Genomic DNA, 15,466 nt, shown 5'->3' on the forward strand with positions numbered 1-15,466 from the left:
TACCATAATTGGCCGGAACAGTCATATAGAATGGAGTCAAGAAACCGTATTCATAGGAGGCTATATAATGGCAAAGGACATAACAGAGCTTCAAAAGCTCATTTCGCAAATGACACTGGAAGAGAAGGCCGGACTCTGCTCCGGGCTGGATTTCTGGAACACCAAAGGCATTGAACGTCTGGGTATCCCCTCAGTGATGGTAACAGACGGTCCCCACGGTCTCCGCAAGCAGCAGGGTGACGCAGACCATCTTGGATTGAATAACAGTGTACCGGCAACCTGTTTTCCGTCAGCAGCCGGACTTGCCTCCTCGTGGGACCGTGATCTGATCTTCCGGGTGGGCGAGGCGCTGGGAACGGAATGCCAGGTGGAGAATGTCGCCGTTCTGCTCGGACCAGGCAATAATATCAAGCGTTCTCCGCTGAATGGGCGGAACTTTGAATATTTCTCGGAGGACCCGTTCCTGGCCTCAGAGATGGCTGCAAATCATGTGAAGGGTGTGCAGAGCCAGGGAGTGGGGACGTCGCTGAAGCATTATGCTGCCAATAACCAGGAACACCGCCGCATGTCAGTGGATGCAGTTATTGATGAGCGGACGCTCCGCGAGATTTATCTAGCCAGCTTCGAAGGCACCGTGAAGCAGAGCCAGCCGTGGAGTGTGATGTGCTCGTATAATCAGGTGAACGGAGAGTATGCTTCCGAGAGCTATGAGCTGCTGACCAAGGTGCTGCGTGAGGACTGGGGTTTCGAAGGCTTCGTTGTGTCGGACTGGGGAGCGGTCAATGAGCGGGTGAAGGCACTGGCAGCAGGGCTGGAGCTGGAAATGCCGTCAAGTGCTGGAATCGGAGACGCCAAGATTGTAGCGGCTGTGAAGAGCGGTGAATTGGCTATGGAGACGCTGGATCTCGCTGTAGAACGGATGCTGGCCTTTATCTTCAAAAGTGTCGAAAACCGCAACCCGCACGCTGTCTTCGATGCAGATAAGCATCATCAGCTTGCACGCGAAGTGGCCCGGGAGAGTATGGTGCTGCTGAAGAACGAAGGCGGGATTCTGCCCCTCGTGAAGAGCGGCCGGATCGCCGTGATCGGTGAATTCGCCAAGCAGCCGCGCTATCAGGGCGGGGGCAGCTCGCATGTGAATCCATCCCGGATGGATGATGCCTTCGTTGAATTGCAGGCCGTTGCCGGGGATGCGGCCAGCTTCCTGTACGCACAGGGCTATGAGCTGGAGAGCGATGACATCAATGCTGATCTGCTGCGCGAAGCCTGTGATACAGCAGCTAAGGCGGATGCAGCTGTGCTGTTCCTTGGTCTGCCTGACCGCTACGAATCGGAGGGCTATGACCGTAGCCATCTGCTGCTTCCTGCGAGCCATAAGGCGCTGATTGAAGCGGTGGCCGAGGTTCAGAGCGAAATTATTGTAGTGCTGAGCAACGGCGCTCCGGTCGAGATGCCTTGGCTGCATAGGGCGAAAGCGGTGCTTGAAGGCTACCTGGGCGGTCAGGCTTTTGGCGGTGCGGTTGCGGATCTGTTGTTCGGCGAAGTGAGCCCGAGCGGCAAGCTGGCGGAGACCTTCCCTATGAAGCTGAGCGACAATCCGACATTCCTGAACTTCCCCGGTGAAGGCGATACGGTGGAGTACAAGGAAGGCTTGTTCGTAGGCTACCGTTATTATGACAAAAAAGAAATCGAGCCGCTGTTCCCCTTCGGCTACGGCCTCAGCTACACGGAATTCGAGTACAGCCGCCTGCTGCTGGATCAGACCCGCATTCAGGACACAGATACCGTTCAGGTATCGGTCACTGTCAAGAACACCGGCAGCAGAGCGGGCAAGGAAGTCGTACAGCTCTATGTCAGTGATGTGGAGAGTCATGTGATCCGTCCGCTGCAGGAGCTGAAGGGCTTCGGCAAGATTGAGCTGCAGCCTGGGGAAGAACGCAGCGTAACCTTCACTTTGGATAAACGTTCCTTCGCTTATTATAATGTGCAGTTAGGCGACTGGCATGTGGAGAGCGGGAGGTTCAAGATCGCTGTAGGTTCTTCCTCGCGCGATATCCGCCTGAGCACGGAGCTTGAGGTGGAATCCACCGTGAAGCTGACCACCCGGTTCCACCGCAACACCACAGTCGGTGACCTGCTTGCCAATCCGCTGACGGAGGAGAAGGCGAAGAGCTTCAGCAGCGTGTTCGGGCTGGAGGATGCGCTTGGCGACAATCCGGAGATGCTGCTGGCCATGATGAAATACATGCCGCTGCGCGCCATGATCGGCTTTGGTCAGGGCAAGTATACCGAGGCGGATCTGGAAGCGGATCTACAGGAGCTGAACAGGCTGGCCGGACAGGAGTAAGAGATACAGGGGTTGCATTCCGTAGCGTGATTTGCTAACATACGTTGTAAGTTCATAAGCAGTTAATAGTTCTCTAGGGTTCCGCAGCAGGTACACACCGCTGGCCTGGTCCGAGGGAGAACACACGGATGAAGCTAATCCGTGTATACACGGAGGGACAAAAGCCCGGGAGGTATCGTCAGGTAATGACGATAACCTTCCGGGCTTATTTTATGACACAGGAGGCAAGGGAAATGAAGAAAAGCACTAAGAGCTGGATCATGATTGCAGGCGCTGCTTGCTTTGAAGTGATATGGGTCATCGGGCTGAAGCATGCCTCCGCTCCATGGGAATGGGCGGTTACGGTAGCGGCCATACTGATCAGCTTCTACGCCCTCATCTGGGCTAGCGGCAGGCTGCCGGTCGGGACGGTCTATGCTGTATTTGTCGGACTTGGAACCGCGGGTACCGTTCTGGCGGGTGGAGTTCTGTTCGGTGAACCGCTGCGGCCGTTGAAGCTGCTGTTGATCGGCCTGCTGCTGGCCGGGGTCGTCGGACTGAAGCTGGTTACCCCGGCTCAGGCTGAATCTGAACAGACAAAGGAGCTGAACTGATATGGCATGGGTGATGCTGATTGCCGCTGGTATATGTGAAATGTTCGGGGTCGCCATGATTGGCAAGCTGCACAAGGACCGCAACTGGCAGTCTGTCTGCCTGCTGATCCTAGGCTTCGGGGCAAGCTTCCTGCTGCTGTCTCTGGCGATGGAGAGTCTGCCGATGGGGATTGCATATGCGATCTGGACAGGGATTGGAGCGTCCGGGGCAGCGATTATGGGCATGTTGTTCTACGGTGAAGCAAGGGATGTGAAGCGGATTGCCTGTATTGTAGTGATTTTGGGAGCCGTAGCCGGCCTGAAGCTGATCGGCTGAGAATTCCCGCTGAAACGTTACTGAGTTGGACACTTAACGGATGTTTCGTTGCCCTGGATATGGTAAGTATAGTAAGTAAGAACATTATTCTTATAAGGAGACTTATCACATATGAGCAGACCTGTATCTGAGAATATCCGCCTGAACGACGGAGCCGTGCTGCCCAGACTGGGGCAGGGAACGTGGCGGATTGGCGACCAGCCGGGGAAGCGGGCAGAAGAGATTGCTGCGCTTCGCCAGGGTGTAGAGCTGGGGATGAATCTGATTGATACGGCTGAGATGTACGGTGACGGCCGCTCCGAGGAGCTGGTTGGTGAAGCGCTGCGGGGAATCCGCGACAGCGTATTTCTGGTCTCCAAGGTCTATCCGCATAATGCGGGCGGGACTAAGCTGATTAGCAGCTGCGAAGCCAGCCTCAAGCGGCTCGGGACGGACCATCTGGACCTGTACCTGCTGCATTGGCGCGGCAACATTCCTCTGGAAGAGACCGTGGAGGGGATGGAGGCACTGGTTGCTTCCGGCAAAATCGCCCGCTGGGGCGTATCCAATCTGGATACGGCAGATATGCAGGAGCTGCTGAGTATTCCCGGCGGCAATCACTGTGCAGTTAATCAAGTGCTCTATCATCTGGGCTCGAGAGGGATTGAGCATGAGCTGCTGCCTTGGCTGAGAGGACATAAGATTCCTGTCATGGCCTATTCTCCGCTGGCCCAGGCAGGCACACTGAGAAAAGGGCTGACTGAGAATGAAGCTGTGCAGCAGATTGCCCGGAATCATGAGGTCACTCCGCTGCAGGTTCTGCTGGCCTGGACCATCCGGGACGGGGAGGTCATCGCTATTCCCAAGGCTGCCACCCGTGAGCATGTGAATGAGAATGCGGCTGCCGCGAGGCTTGTGCTTACAGACGACGAGCTGTGGCAGCTCGACGATGCTTTTCCCCAGCCGTCGTGGAAGGTTCCGCTGGACATGATTTAATCATAGCTTAACCGCTGCCGCATGGCATAGCTGTCTCCGTTGAGGGGGCGGCTTTTTTTGTCTGCCCCGACAGCGGGCAAATATAGCCGTATGAGCTACAGCCCTAAGTTCTTACATTATCCATCCGCAGGTTCATTCTGTTCTTTACACTACCTAAGCCTTAAATGATATTATACGTGAAATTGTGCATCCTATGAGGAAGCTTGTAGGCCGTTGGAAGCAAGCAGGATACTGGACTTAAGCCCCTTGGCAGGAGCTCTTAAATGTTGTCAACAATGTTCATGCCGAAACCGTGTTTTCAATTTGGTGACAAAGAAAGCGCTTTGATTTACGATGTGTTCAAAGGGAAAACACCTTTCAGTATGCGGTGCGGAAGGTTCCCGTTCATTACAATAAGGGGGCATCTTAAATGGCCACAACGGCAACGAAACAAACTTCATCCGGCGGTGCAAAGGTGAAGGTTCAACAATTCGGACGTATGCTCAGCGGTATGGTTATGCCGAATATCGGCGCTTTTATCGCTTGGGGATTGATTACAGCATTATTCATTCCAACGGGCTGGTATCCTAATGAAAGCCTTGCAGCTCTAGTAGGCCCAATCATTAACTACCTGCTTCCTCTGCTGATCGGTTACACCGGCGGACAGATGGTTCACGGCAAACGCGGTGCTGTCATCGGCGCGCTGGTGACCATGGGGGTTATCGTCGGCTCGACGATTCCAATGTTCCTGGGTGCGATGATTGTCGGTCCGCTGGCTGCCTGGGTGCTGAAGCAGTTCGACAGAGCTGTGGACGGCAAAATCAGAGCCGGGTTCGAAATGCTGGTCAACAACTTCTCGCTGGGTATCATCGGCGGCGCTTTGACGCTTGGAGCCTTAAAGGGCGTTGGACCGCTGGTTCAAGGCTTGACCAATATCCTCTCGAATGGCGTGGAGTTCCTGGTGAACCATAACCTGCTGCCGCTCATCAACATCATCATTGAGCCGGCCAAGGTATTGTTCCTGAACAATGCAATTAACCACGGGGTACTGGGACCGATTGCGCTTGAAGAGTCCCAGAGAATCGGCAAATCCATCCTGTTCATGCTTGAATCGAATCCGGGTCCTGGTCTGGGTATCCTGCTTGCATACTGGCTGGCGGGCAAAGGTTCTGCCAAATCCTCTGCACCGGGCGCTATTATCATTCACTTCCTGGGCGGGATTCATGAGATCTACTTCCCTTACATCCTGATGAACCCTCGTCTGATTCTGGCGGTCATCGGTGGCGGAATGTCCGGTACATTCACCTTCCAGATGCTGGGCGCCGGTCTGGTAGCTTCTCCTTCACCAGGCAGTATCTTTGCCTATTTCGCAATGACGCCTAAGGGCGGATATCTTCCGATGATTGCCGGGGTTGTCGTGGCTACCATCGTATCGTTCCTGATTGCAGCTGTGCTTCTGAGATCTTCCAAGAGTAATGATGAAGAGGAGATGGATCTGGAAGCGGCAGAAGCCAGAATGAGAGACATGAAGTCGGCCGGTACAGCAGCACAGACCGCCGCAACTACAGCTGTAGCTTCCAATGTCCGCAGCAAAGCCAATGTGAACAAAATCGTCTTCGCTTGTGATGCAGGGATGGGTTCCAGTGCCATGGGGGCCTCGGTGCTGAGAAAGAAACTGCAGAACGCAGGGGTCAACATTACGGTGACGAACTCTGCTGTTAGTGAAATTCCTGCTGACGCGGATATCGTAGTTACCCAGAAGACGCTTACCGACCGGGCGATTGCCAGCAATCCGCAGGCAGAGCATATCTCGATCGATAACTTCCTGAAGAGTCCGAAATATGATGAGCTCGTAGAACGTTTGAAGTAAGCGGCACAAGTGTAAAATCTAAGTATATAGTTCTCGCTGAAACGGATGCCGTCCCTTATAGGACGGCATATCCGTTTGTACTTGATGCAAGGCGGAGGGTTAGCGGAAATGACGAAAATTACCGCCAGACAGCGCCAGATCCTGTGGCTTCTGCTTGAAGCAAGCGGAGAGATTACCGCTGTAAAAATTGCCGAGGCTACCGGGGTAAGCGTAAGGACCGTACACCGGGAGATGGAGGATATAGAGTCCGCGCTTGAGGACTTTGGTCTTGATCTGATCAAAAAATCAGGCAAAGGCATCCAGTTGAGCGGCCCGGAGGCCGGTCTTGCGGAGCTGCGCCTATTCCTGCGGGAAGAGAAGCCGGCGGATTATTCCGGCGAAGACCGCAAGGTATTCGAGCTCTGTGTGCTGCTGGAGGCAGAGGAGCCGGTGAAGCTGTTCACACTTGCGCATTCCCTCAAGGTTACAGTTGCTTCTATTAGCTACGATCTGGATGAACTGGAGCAATGGGTCCGTAAGTTCGGCCTGGAGCTGGTTCGTAGACGAGGCTACGGCGTAGAAATCACCGGCAGCGAGCTCGACAAGCGCCGGGCGATTGGCCGGTTAGCCGCAGAGCATCTGGATTTGTCCGATCTGGTCGGCCATGGTTCTGTGGCTGAGAGCAATCCGGCTTTTCGTGTTCTATTAACTACAGTTGGACAATCCAACCTTATGGAAGTAGAGAATACGCTGTGGGATATGGAATGGAAATGGACGGCGGAGCTGCCCGAAATTGTCTATATGGAGATGCTCCTGGCCCTTGCTGTCACTACCCGGCGGATTGAGCTTAGCCGAAGCATCGACAGCGGGGCGGAAGCGGGCTATTCCAGGGTGTCCGATCACCGGAACATTGCCGGAGCCGAGCGATTTGTGGGGCAGCTCGCTGAGGTGCTTAAGCTGAAAATCCCCCGGGTAGAGATTCTGTATATCGCCGGGCTGTTCGACCGGGTTCAGGATTCCTTCTCCTCGTCGGGCTATGCCTATGGCGACATTGAATTAATGGAGATTGTCTACAAGCTGACGGAGAGTGTCGTCAAGCGGACAGGGCTGCCGTTCCAGAGTGACCGTTCCCTGCGCGAGGGTCTGCTGGAGCATATTGATCCGGCACTGAAGCGGATTCGGGAAGGCACGCGTATCCGTAACCCGCTGCTTGGCCCGATTCGCAGGGATTACGAATATCTGTTCAACATCATCCGCGCAGCGGTGGAGGATATGCAGCTGGAGCTTGCGATCCCGGATGAAGAGATCGGATTTCTGGTCATGCATTTCGGAGCTTCCGCAGAGCGGCTGAACCAGCTAAGGCGCAACGTAAGAGCCATTCTGGTCTGTGCCAGCGGCCTTAGCTCCTCCCGGCTGCTAGCCACCCGGCTGACCAAGGAAATGCCGCAGATTGAGATTCTCGGCAACATCTCCTGGTATGAAGCAGCACGCCTGCCGGATGAAGATTATGATCTGATTATATCTACCATTGATCTGCCGATTGATAAGGAGCGTTACATCAAGATCAGCCCCCTGCTCACAGCGGAGGAGATCGAGAAGCTGCTGAATTACATCCAGAATACTACGCTGCGGGAACGGGAGAAGGGGATGCCCAGTGAACCGGACCAGGCGGTGCGGGAGGAAGCCTCGCTTGAACGGCTCAGGAGCTACAAGGGCGTTCTGGATGAGATCGTCAGCCTGCTGGAGCGGTTCAGGTTCCATCCGATTGACAACAAGGGAATGGATCTGTCAGCGACGATAGTGGAGATGCTGGAGACACTGAATGGAAACGGCGTGGTTGGGGATGCCGGTATTGTGCTGGAGCGTCTGCTCGAACGGGAGCGGATGACCAGCCAGGTGATCCCCGATACCGCATTGGCGTTGTTCCATACCAGAAGCAGCCATATTCACCTGTCATCGCTGACCCTGTACCGGCTTGATCAGCCCGTAATTCTGGAGGGGGATACAGAGGTCAGAGTCATTCTGCTCATGCTGGCTCCGCGCAGACTCTCCAAGGAGAGCCTGGAGGTGCTCAGCGAGATCAGCGCACTGCTGCTGAATTCCGAGCTGGTTCAATTGCTGGAAGAGCGTTCAGAGTCAGAGATCCGGGGGTATTTGTCCTCGGAGCTGCTTCATTTTTTCCAAAATAAAAGTTGAAAGCGGGAGAAACCATATGAGTATACTGTCAGAAAATAAAGTGATTATGCACGGTGCGGCAAACGATAAATACGAAGCCATCAAGATGGCGGGCAAGCTGCTGGTCGATGCAGGGCATGTAACGGAGGAATATGTTCCCAAGATGCTGGAGCGCGAGGAAGTGGTGTCCACTTATATGGGCGGCGGATTGGCTATTCCGCATGGTACTAAAGAAGCGCGGCCTTTTATCAAGTCAACTGGGTTGTCTATCATCCGCTTTCCGGACGGGGTGGATTTCGGCGGCGATGAGCCGGCGTTTGTAGTCATCGGCATTGCAGCCGCAGGTGACGGGCATATGGAGGTTCTGACGAACGTGGCGATGATTTTCACCGAGGATGATGCTATTGACCGCGTAATGAACGCCCCTACGGCTGCTGATGTTATTGCAATCTTCGAAGGGGGACTGGAGTAATGAAGGCGGTCCATTTCGGCGCGGGCAATATCGGCAGGGGCTTCATCGGGCTGCTGCTGTCGCAGGCGGGCTATGAAGTTACTTTTGTGGATGTGAATGAGGCCTTTGTTACCCAGCTCAAGGAACGCGGGGAGTATCCGGTCACGCTGGCCAGCGACGGTCAGGAAACGGTCATCGTGAAGAATGTAACGGCTCTTAGCAGTGTCACGCATGCGGATGAAGTGGCGGCCGCCATTGCTGAAGCCGATCTGGTTACAACCGCGGTCGGCGTGTCAATTCTGAAGCACATTGCGGGAACGGTGGCGGACGGCATCCGCCGGAGAGTAGCTGTCTCCTCCGCACCGCTGCATGTCATTGCCTGCGAGAATGCGATTGGCGGCAGTGCACAGCTCAAGGAGCTGGTATACGCGAAGCTCGATGAAGCTGCACGTGAGAAGGCTGAATCTTCGGTTGCTTTTCCTAACGCGGCAGTGGACCGGATCGTTCCGCTCCAGCAGCATGAGGATATTCTGAAGGTGGTCGTTGAGCCGTTCTATGAATGGGTGGTGGACGCCTCGCAGATGATCCCGGGCTATACGCCGGTTGAAGGTGTGCATTATGTAGAGAATCTGGAGCCGTATATTGAACGCAAGCTCTTCACTGTGAACACGGGGCACTGCTCTGCGGCGTACCTGGGCTATCTGCAGGGCTACGAGACCATACAGCAGGCTATGGCGGATGAGGCGTTAACGGCGAAGGTTCGTGAGGTACTTGAGGAGACCGGCGCAGTGCTGGTCCAGAAGCATGGCTTCGATGAAGTAGAGCACAGTAAGTATATCGATAAAATCCTGGAGCGCTTCCGCAATCCGGCGCTGACCGATGAGGTGTCCCGTGTAGGCCGTTCGCCGCTGCGCAAGCTGTCGCCAAATGATCGTCTGGTATCCCCTGCAACGCAGGCGTATGACAGAGGGCTGAGTTACACCGCGTTGACACGTTCCATGGCCGGTGCGCTGCTGTTCAAGGCGGGGGATGACCCGGAAGCGGTGGAGCTGCAAGCCGCAATCGCGGAGCTTGGAGCAGAAGCAGCGCTGACGAAGTATACGGGTCTTGCTGCTGACCATCCGATCCATCAGTCTGCGATGGAGCAATACGCGAAGCTGAGCTAAGGACATATGAGCTAACAACATAAAAATACAGCCGCAGGGAAAGCCTATAAGCTTATCCCTGCGGCTGTTTGCGTTAGTCTGTGAGAGCTAAAGCCCCACTTTGTGTGGAGGCTATTAGCTGTTCTCCAGAATCGTCTGCAGTGTCGTGCGGTCCAATCCTTGTACCAGCTTAATCAGCAGCTCTTTGGCTGCCGCATAATCATCACTGTGGATGATCGAGGTTGCCGTGTGGATGTAACGGGAGCAGATCCCGATCACCGCTGAAGGAATACCGATTCCGCTTAGATGCACCTGGCCCGCATCCGTTCCCCCCTGGGAGACGAAATACTGGTATTTAATCTTATGGGTGTCAGCCATATCCTGCACATATTCAATCAGTCCCCGGTGGGTAATCATCGTCGGGTCAAAAATACGCAGCAGTGCGCCCTGGCCCAGATGGCCGAAGGCCTGGCGGTCGCCGGTCATATCGGAAGCGGCGCTGGCGTCCAGCCCGAAGAAAATATCCGGCTGCAGCAGATTGGCAGCCGTCCTTGCACCGCGCAGCCCGACCTCTTCCTGAACGGTAGCGCCGCAGTAGAGCGTATTCGGCAAGGCTTGTCCGTGCAGTTCCTTCATTAATTCAATAGCCAGGCCGACACCGTAGCGGTTGTCCCAGGCCTTGGCCATAATCTTCTTCGGATTGGCCAGCGGTGTGAACGGGCAGACCGGCACGACCTGCTGTCCCGGAGCTACACCGAAGCTCTGCGCCTCTTCCCGGCTGTCTGCGCCGATATCGATGTACATCTTGCTGATCTCCCCGGCCTTGCCGCGTTCATCCGCGCTCAGCAGATGGATAGGTGTACTGCCGACCACGCCGTTCAGCGTACCCTTCGGCGTAATAATCTGCAGGCGCTGTGAGGCCACGGCCGAAGCCAGCCATCCGCCCAGCGGTGTGAAGCGGATCATCCCGTTGTCTGTAATGCCGGTAACCATGAAGCCTACCTCATCGAAATGGCCGGCCACCATAATCTTGGGACCGTTAGCTTCACCGCGCATCACGCCGAACAGGCTGCCCAGTCGGTCTTGTACAAATTCGTCCGTATAAGGCGTCATTGCCTCTTTGACATAAGCGCGCAGTTCGCGCTCGAAGCCGGAGGCTGAGGGGAATTCAGTCAATGTCTTAAATAATTCAAGTGTGTCTGTATTCATACATATATCGCTCCTTTATGTCATCTAGTATGAACATTGTTGCGCCTCTTGTCCATGCTGGAAGGGCAAATGAACACAGAGGCTCATTGTGCGAATACTATACAGTAAGGGCTCTGCAGGCAGGGGCCGGAGAAAGGAAGCGAGGAGAATGTGGCTCTCGGGGAGCGTAGCCCAGGCAGGCAGCCGGAGCGGTTTCCGGAAAGTGCCGGTCCGCAGGCAGGGCTTGCCCAGGCGGTACCGCCGCCGGTACGGGCGGGAGAATGAGGCAGTGCTGATTCTGGTGCTGTTTCTGCTGCTGATTGTTGTGCTGTTTTATTTTTCCTGAGCAGGAGGGACATAACGGGGCCGCCTGAAGTGAACAATAAGGAAAACTTAATTCTGCATAGCACGAAGGAACGGGACTACAGCTTACCCGCTGCCCGTTCCCTTTCGTATCCAACAGTTCAGGGGGTGTCTGCATTGCCGGCAAAAACAAAAAAGTCAGGCGTCAAGCTGAACCTTGATGGTCTGACCCCGAAGGCTTATCAGGAATTGGCCAAGCCTTACGTGCCTTCTCGTCCTGTATTCAAGAATTGTATACGCGCCTTCCTCTCCGGGGGACTCATCTGTGTGCTGGGACAAGGCATCCAGGAAGCATTCATGGCGATATTCGATATGACCTCAAGAGAGGCGGCAAGCCCGACCGTGGCCATTCTGATTCTGCTCTCCGTCATATTGACCAGCTTCGGGGTATATGACAAGCTCGCCCAGTGGTGCGGTGCAGGCACAGCGGTGCCCGTCACAGGATTCGCCAACAGCATGTGCTCTGCCGCACTGGAGCACAGGGCTGAAGGGCTGGTACTGGGCGTGGGCGGGAACATGTTCAAGCTGGCCGGGTCGGTTATTGTGTTCGGTGTCGTTGCCGCTTTTATCGTGGGTGTAGTGTATGCCGTTATGGGCTGGGGAGGTGCGCATTAAACGATGAAGCAGCTCGGCAGTCAGACCTGGGAATTTACGAACCGTCCGGTGATCCTTGGGACATCCGCTGTAGTGGGGCCTGAAGAGGGAGAAGGGCCGCTGGCCTCAAGCTTCGACTTCGTCTATGATTCGCTGGAGATGGGCGAGAAGACATGGGAGAAGGCAGAACGCGCCCTGTTCGAAAAAGCCGCCAAGCTCGCCCTGATGAATGCGAATCTGGAGCAGGAGAAGCTGGAGTTCTTCGTCGGCGGGGATCTGATGAATCAGATCATCAGCAGCTCCTTCGCCGCGCGGAAGCTCGGCGTGCCTTACTTGGGAGTGTTCGGTGCCTGCTCCACCTCGATGGAGAGCCTCGCCATCGCCACCATGATTGTGGATTCCGGCGGCGGCAAGTACGCGCTGGCCGGCACATCCAGCCATAACTGTACAGTTGAGAAGCAGTTCCGCTACCCGACAGAGTATGGCTCGCAGAAGCCGCCCACCGCCCAATATACCGTTACAGGCTCCGGCTGCGCAGTGGTAGGAGTGAACGATGGGACGGTTCAAGGCCCGCATGTGGTGTACGCAACTCTTGGGCGCATCATGGACCTGGGGCTGAAAGATCCGTTCAATATGGGAACGGCCATGGCCCCGGCAGCCGCCGATACCATCACGGCACATTTCCGCGATACGGGGCTGTCGCCTGGTCACTATGATCTGATTGTTACGGGCGATCTGGCTTCCGTCGGCTTGCCGATTGCCAAGGATCTGCTGGCCAAGGAAGGCATCCCAATGGAGCAGACGGTCTTCAATGACTGCGGCCTCATGATGTACGATCTGGACAAGCAGAAGTATGTCATTGCCGGGGGAAGCGGCGCGGGTTGCTCGGCCACAGTAACCTACGGGCATATTATCGGCCGGATGAAGAAGGGTGAGTTGAAACGGGTATTGATCGTGGCGACTGGAGCGCTGCTCTCGCCGCTGTCTTATCAGCAAGGGGAGAGTATTCCGTGTGTAGCCCATGCGGTAGCCCTGGAGATCGGAGGTGAGGGAGCATGATTTATTTATGGGCTTTTCTGGTCGGAGGAGCGATATGCGTGATCGGCCAGCTGATGTTCGATGTGCTGAAGCTGACTCCGGCCCATACCATGAGTACGCTGGTGGTGCTTGGAGCGGCTGCCGATGCTTTTGGCATCTACGATCCGCTCGTGAAATTCGCCGGAGCCGGGGCCAGCGTACCCATTACCAGCTTCGGGAATTCCCTGGTCCACGGCGCGCTGACGGAGCTGGAGCGCGATGGCTGGGTCGGTGTCGTCACCGGGATCTTCGATGTGACCAGCGCCGGGATTTCCTCGGCGATTGTCTTCTCTTTCCTGGCGGCGCTGGTGGTCCGGCCGAAGGGGTAGTGCAGCATAGATAAGTATATTCGGGACCGCTTCAACTTCTGGCGGTCTTTTATAAACGGATGTCGTCCTTATAAGGGCGGCATCCGTTTATGCTTGTTTTTGGGTCTTAACAGGAATTTGAATAAATTAAAAATATATAATCGAAATATTAACGAAATGTCAGCTTTTGTCGATATAGATGTATGCTTGTGCAATCAAGAGAATACATAAGTTAACGGGGGAAGCGTTGAGATGAAAATAAATATACGATTGAAGATGCTGCTTGCTTTTTTTGTTGTCGTAGCACTGCTGTTTGTCAGTAGCACTGCTTCTCTGCTCAGCCTGAACAAGCTTGGAGATACAGCGAAAGACATCGACTCACATTGGATGCCCAGTGTCACGATTCTTGGTACACTGAATGGAGATGTCTCGGATGTTGAACGCCTTGCGCTGAATCTGGTGCTGGAGCAGAATACTGCGCAAAGAGACAAGGTTCAAGCCGATTATAATGATGTGCTTAAGAAGGTGGACGACGGACTTAAGGTCTATGAAGCCCTGATCAGCTCCGATGAGGAGAGGGAAATCTACAAGGGCTTTACTGAACAATATGCGTCCTATCTGGCCAAGCTGCCGGAGATTATTAGTGCCGGAGAGGCCAAGGACTATGGCAAGGCCAATATGCTGCACAAAGAATCCTATGGGCTGTGGTATAACGCAAATAACACCATTATGAAGCTGATTGAACTTAATAACAGCGGAGCCGCCTTGATGAACGATGAAGCGGTGGCGAATTACGTTTCAGGACAGCGGATGATCATTGTCTTCAGCGCTGCCGCGATCCTGGTTGCGATTGTGATCTCGATCCTGCTGTCGAACTCCATCTCGCGTCCGGTGCTGAGAATCAGCCGTGCTGCGGAACGTATCGCTGGCGGGGACCTGACCGGTGAACCGGTAACTGTGAAGAGCAGGGACGAGATGCATACACTCTCGCTTGCATTCAATGCAATGGTACAGAATCTCCGGAGCCTCATTCAGGCTGTAAACGCGACGACAGAGCTTGTAGTTACTTCCTCCGAAGAGCTGACAGCAAGTGCAGAGCAGAGCAGTCAGGCGTCTATGCAGATTACAGAGACAATGCAGGAAGTAGCCAGCGGGGCTGCACTTCAGGTGGATATGGTTGGGAAATCTACGCAGGCTATTGAAGAGATGTCCGTTGGTGTAGAACAGATTGCTGTACGCACCCAGTCTGTCTTCGCATCTGCACAAGGAGCAGCCCAGAGGTCTGCCGAAGGGAATCAGCGGATTCAGGAAGCAGTGACACAGATGAACGCTGTGAATCAGTCGGTTACAGAGCTCGGCGGCATGATGTCGGCGCTCGGAGAACGTTCCAATGAAATCGGCAAAATCGTTAGTGTCATTACCGGCATCGCGGGACAGACCAACCTTCTGGCGCTCAATGCTGCCATTGAAGCTGCGCGTGCCGGAGAACAGGGACGGGGCTTTGCTGTGGTTGCAGGAGAAGTCCGCAAGCTTGCAGAGCAGTCCGCCGGCTCAGCCCAGCAGATTACCGAACTGGTAGAAGCCATCCAATCCGATACCGTCACAGCGATTGAAGCGGTAACATTGAACGGACAGGATGTCGCTGCTGGGCTGGAAGCCGTCCGCAGCGCCGGTAATTCCTTCGAGCATATTCTGAATACTGTCAATCAGGTTACCGGAGAGATTGAGGAAGTATCGGCCGGATCAGAGCAGCTGTCAGCAGGAACGGATGAAGTGGTCAACTTCATCAAGCAGATATCTGTCGCAGCCGAGAATGGAGCGGCGGGAACACAGCATGTATCGGCTGCTACCGAGGAGCAGCTGGCTTCAATGGAAGGCATCTCGGCTTCGGCCACTTCATTGTCCACTATCGCTGAAGAGCTTCAGGAGCAGATCGGCAAATTCAAGGTTTAATGTCAAGTACGACAGGCACTGCAGCACAATTCCCTTATCCGGGATTTGTGCTGTTTGTTTTGGCATTTACAGTGATATCACCAGCCTAACATGTACTTTCGGTACTCCTATCATGTAAAATGTATATATTACTGCTTATTCTGATATAGGAGG

At 54.7% G+C, this 15,466-nt stretch carries 14 protein-coding genes and 1 riboswitch; of the genes, 13 read left to right on the forward strand and 1 reads right to left on the reverse strand.

The genetic code is table 11. The features are described 5' to 3' along the window. Positions 1-67: 67 nt before the first annotated feature. The 8 genes from MKY12_RS06235 to MKY12_RS06270 all read left to right on the forward strand — a co-directional run bounded on the left by MKY12_RS06235 (position 68) and on the right by MKY12_RS06270 (position 9,851). Complete coding sequence (locus tag MKY12_RS06235) at positions 68-2,347, forward strand: glycoside hydrolase family 3 C-terminal domain-containing protein (RefSeq protein ID WP_339313201.1); 2,280 nt, start codon at positions 68-70, stop codon at positions 2,345-2,347. Between the two features lie 62 nt (positions 2,348-2,409). Next, positions 2,410-2,521, forward strand: a riboswitch (guanidine-I (ykkC/yxkD leader). A 59-nt stretch (positions 2,522-2,580) separates the two neighbouring features. After that, a complete protein-coding gene (locus MKY12_RS06240; RefSeq protein ID WP_339313202.1) occupies positions 2,581-2,940 on the forward strand; it encodes a multidrug efflux SMR transporter in 360 nt (119 codons plus the stop codon). A 1-nt stretch (position 2,941) separates the two neighbouring features. After that, positions 2,942-3,256 carry a multidrug efflux SMR transporter gene (locus tag MKY12_RS06245; protein WP_209879950.1) on the forward strand — a complete coding sequence of 105 codons (315 nt, stop codon included), beginning with the start codon at positions 2,942-2,944 and terminating at the stop codon, positions 3,254-3,256. 111 nt (positions 3,257-3,367) lie between these two features. Then, a complete protein-coding gene (locus MKY12_RS06250; RefSeq protein WP_339313203.1) occupies positions 3,368-4,231 on the forward strand; it encodes an aldo/keto reductase in 864 nt (287 codons plus the stop codon). A 409-nt stretch (positions 4,232-4,640) separates the two neighbouring features. Then, positions 4,641-6,080, forward strand: coding sequence for a PTS mannitol transporter subunit IICBA (locus MKY12_RS06255; protein ID WP_339313204.1), 1,440 nt, complete (start codon positions 4,641-4,643; stop codon positions 6,078-6,080). A gap of 108 nt (positions 6,081-6,188) precedes the next feature. Continuing rightward, a complete protein-coding gene (locus MKY12_RS06260; RefSeq protein WP_339313205.1) occupies positions 6,189-8,255 on the forward strand; it encodes a BglG family transcription antiterminator in 2,067 nt (688 codons plus the stop codon). Between the two features lie 16 nt (positions 8,256-8,271). After that, positions 8,272-8,706 (forward strand): PTS sugar transporter subunit IIA, encoded by a 435-nt coding sequence (locus tag MKY12_RS06265; RefSeq protein ID WP_076079725.1) that lies wholly within the window; start codon positions 8,272-8,274, stop codon positions 8,704-8,706. Beyond that, a complete protein-coding gene (locus tag MKY12_RS06270; RefSeq protein ID WP_339313206.1) occupies positions 8,706-9,851 on the forward strand; it encodes a mannitol-1-phosphate 5-dehydrogenase in 1,146 nt (381 codons plus the stop codon). The genes MKY12_RS06265 and MKY12_RS06270 overlap by 1 nt, the downstream gene beginning before the upstream one ends. Positions 9,852-9,965: 114 nt before the next feature. On the opposite strand, the gene MKY12_RS06275 is transcribed toward MKY12_RS06270, so the two are convergent. After that, positions 9,966-11,039 carry a M42 family metallopeptidase gene (locus tag MKY12_RS06275; RefSeq protein ID WP_339313207.1) on the reverse strand — a complete coding sequence of 358 codons (1,074 nt, stop codon included), beginning with the start codon at positions 11,037-11,039 and terminating at the stop codon, positions 9,966-9,968. Between the two features lie 148 nt (positions 11,040-11,187). Between MKY12_RS06275 and MKY12_RS06280 the strand changes: the two genes are divergently transcribed. From MKY12_RS06280 to MKY12_RS06300, 5 genes are all read left to right on the forward strand, one after another. Then, the gene (locus MKY12_RS06280; RefSeq protein ID WP_209878112.1) at positions 11,188-11,364 is read left to right on the forward strand and encodes a hypothetical protein; all 177 of its coding nucleotides are present in this window, start codon (positions 11,188-11,190) and stop codon (positions 11,362-11,364) included. Positions 11,365-11,498: 134 nt separating this feature from the next. Continuing rightward, a complete protein-coding gene (gene spoVAC / locus MKY12_RS06285; protein ID WP_076079722.1) occupies positions 11,499-11,996 on the forward strand; it encodes a stage V sporulation protein AC in 498 nt (165 codons plus the stop codon). 3 nt (positions 11,997-11,999) lie between these two features. After that, positions 12,000-13,034, forward strand: coding sequence for a stage V sporulation protein AD (gene spoVAD, locus MKY12_RS06290; RefSeq protein ID WP_339313208.1), 1,035 nt, complete (start codon positions 12,000-12,002; stop codon positions 13,032-13,034). Beyond that, on the forward strand, positions 13,031-13,381 hold the full coding sequence (gene spoVAE, locus MKY12_RS06295; RefSeq protein WP_036697920.1) for a stage V sporulation protein AE: 351 nt from the start codon (positions 13,031-13,033) through the stop codon (positions 13,379-13,381). The genes spoVAD and spoVAE overlap by 4 nt, the downstream gene beginning before the upstream one ends. Before the next feature lie 231 nt (positions 13,382-13,612). Next, positions 13,613-15,313 (forward strand): HAMP domain-containing methyl-accepting chemotaxis protein, encoded by a 1,701-nt coding sequence (locus MKY12_RS06300; RefSeq protein ID WP_339313209.1) that lies wholly within the window; start codon positions 13,613-13,615, stop codon positions 15,311-15,313. Positions 15,314-15,466: the final 153 nt, after the last annotated feature.

It is taken from the genome of Paenibacillus sp. FSL M7-0896, from assembly GCF_037975415.1.
Lineage (GTDB): Bacteria > Bacillota > Bacilli > Paenibacillales > Paenibacillaceae > Paenibacillus_AQ > Paenibacillus_AQ silagei.

Bases quoted from the DNA above. Each gene is read 5' to 3' on its own strand.
- MKY12_RS06255 (WP_339313204.1), top strand. From the start codon at position 4,641: ATGGCCACAACGGCAACGAAACAAACTTCATCCGGCGGTGCAAAGGTG.
- MKY12_RS06280 (WP_209878112.1), top strand. From the start codon at position 11,188: ATGTGGCTCTCGGGGAGCGTAGCCCAGGCAGGCAGCCGGAGCGGTTTC.
- MKY12_RS06275 (WP_339313207.1), bottom strand. From the start codon at position 11,039: ATGAATACAGACACACTTGAATTATTTAAGACATTGACTGAATTCCCC.
- MKY12_RS06270 (WP_339313206.1), top strand. From the start codon at position 8,706: ATGAAGGCGGTCCATTTCGGCGCGGGCAATATCGGCAGGGGCTTCATC.
- spoVAE (WP_036697920.1), top strand. From the start codon at position 13,031: ATGATTTATTTATGGGCTTTTCTGGTCGGAGGAGCGATATGCGTGATC.
- spoVAD (WP_339313208.1), top strand. From the start codon at position 12,000: ATGAAGCAGCTCGGCAGTCAGACCTGGGAATTTACGAACCGTCCGGTG.
- MKY12_RS06250 (WP_339313203.1), top strand. From the start codon at position 3,368: ATGAGCAGACCTGTATCTGAGAATATCCGCCTGAACGACGGAGCCGTG.
- MKY12_RS06260 (WP_339313205.1), top strand. From the start codon at position 6,189: ATGACGAAAATTACCGCCAGACAGCGCCAGATCCTGTGGCTTCTGCTT.
- MKY12_RS06300 (WP_339313209.1), top strand. From the start codon at position 13,613: ATGAAAATAAATATACGATTGAAGATGCTGCTTGCTTTTTTTGTTGTC.
- MKY12_RS06245 (WP_209879950.1), top strand. From the start codon at position 2,942: ATGGCATGGGTGATGCTGATTGCCGCTGGTATATGTGAAATGTTCGGG.
- MKY12_RS06265 (WP_076079725.1), top strand. From the start codon at position 8,272: ATGAGTATACTGTCAGAAAATAAAGTGATTATGCACGGTGCGGCAAAC.
- MKY12_RS06235 (WP_339313201.1), top strand. From the start codon at position 68: ATGGCAAAGGACATAACAGAGCTTCAAAAGCTCATTTCGCAAATGACA.
- MKY12_RS06240 (WP_339313202.1), top strand. From the start codon at position 2,581: ATGAAGAAAAGCACTAAGAGCTGGATCATGATTGCAGGCGCTGCTTGC.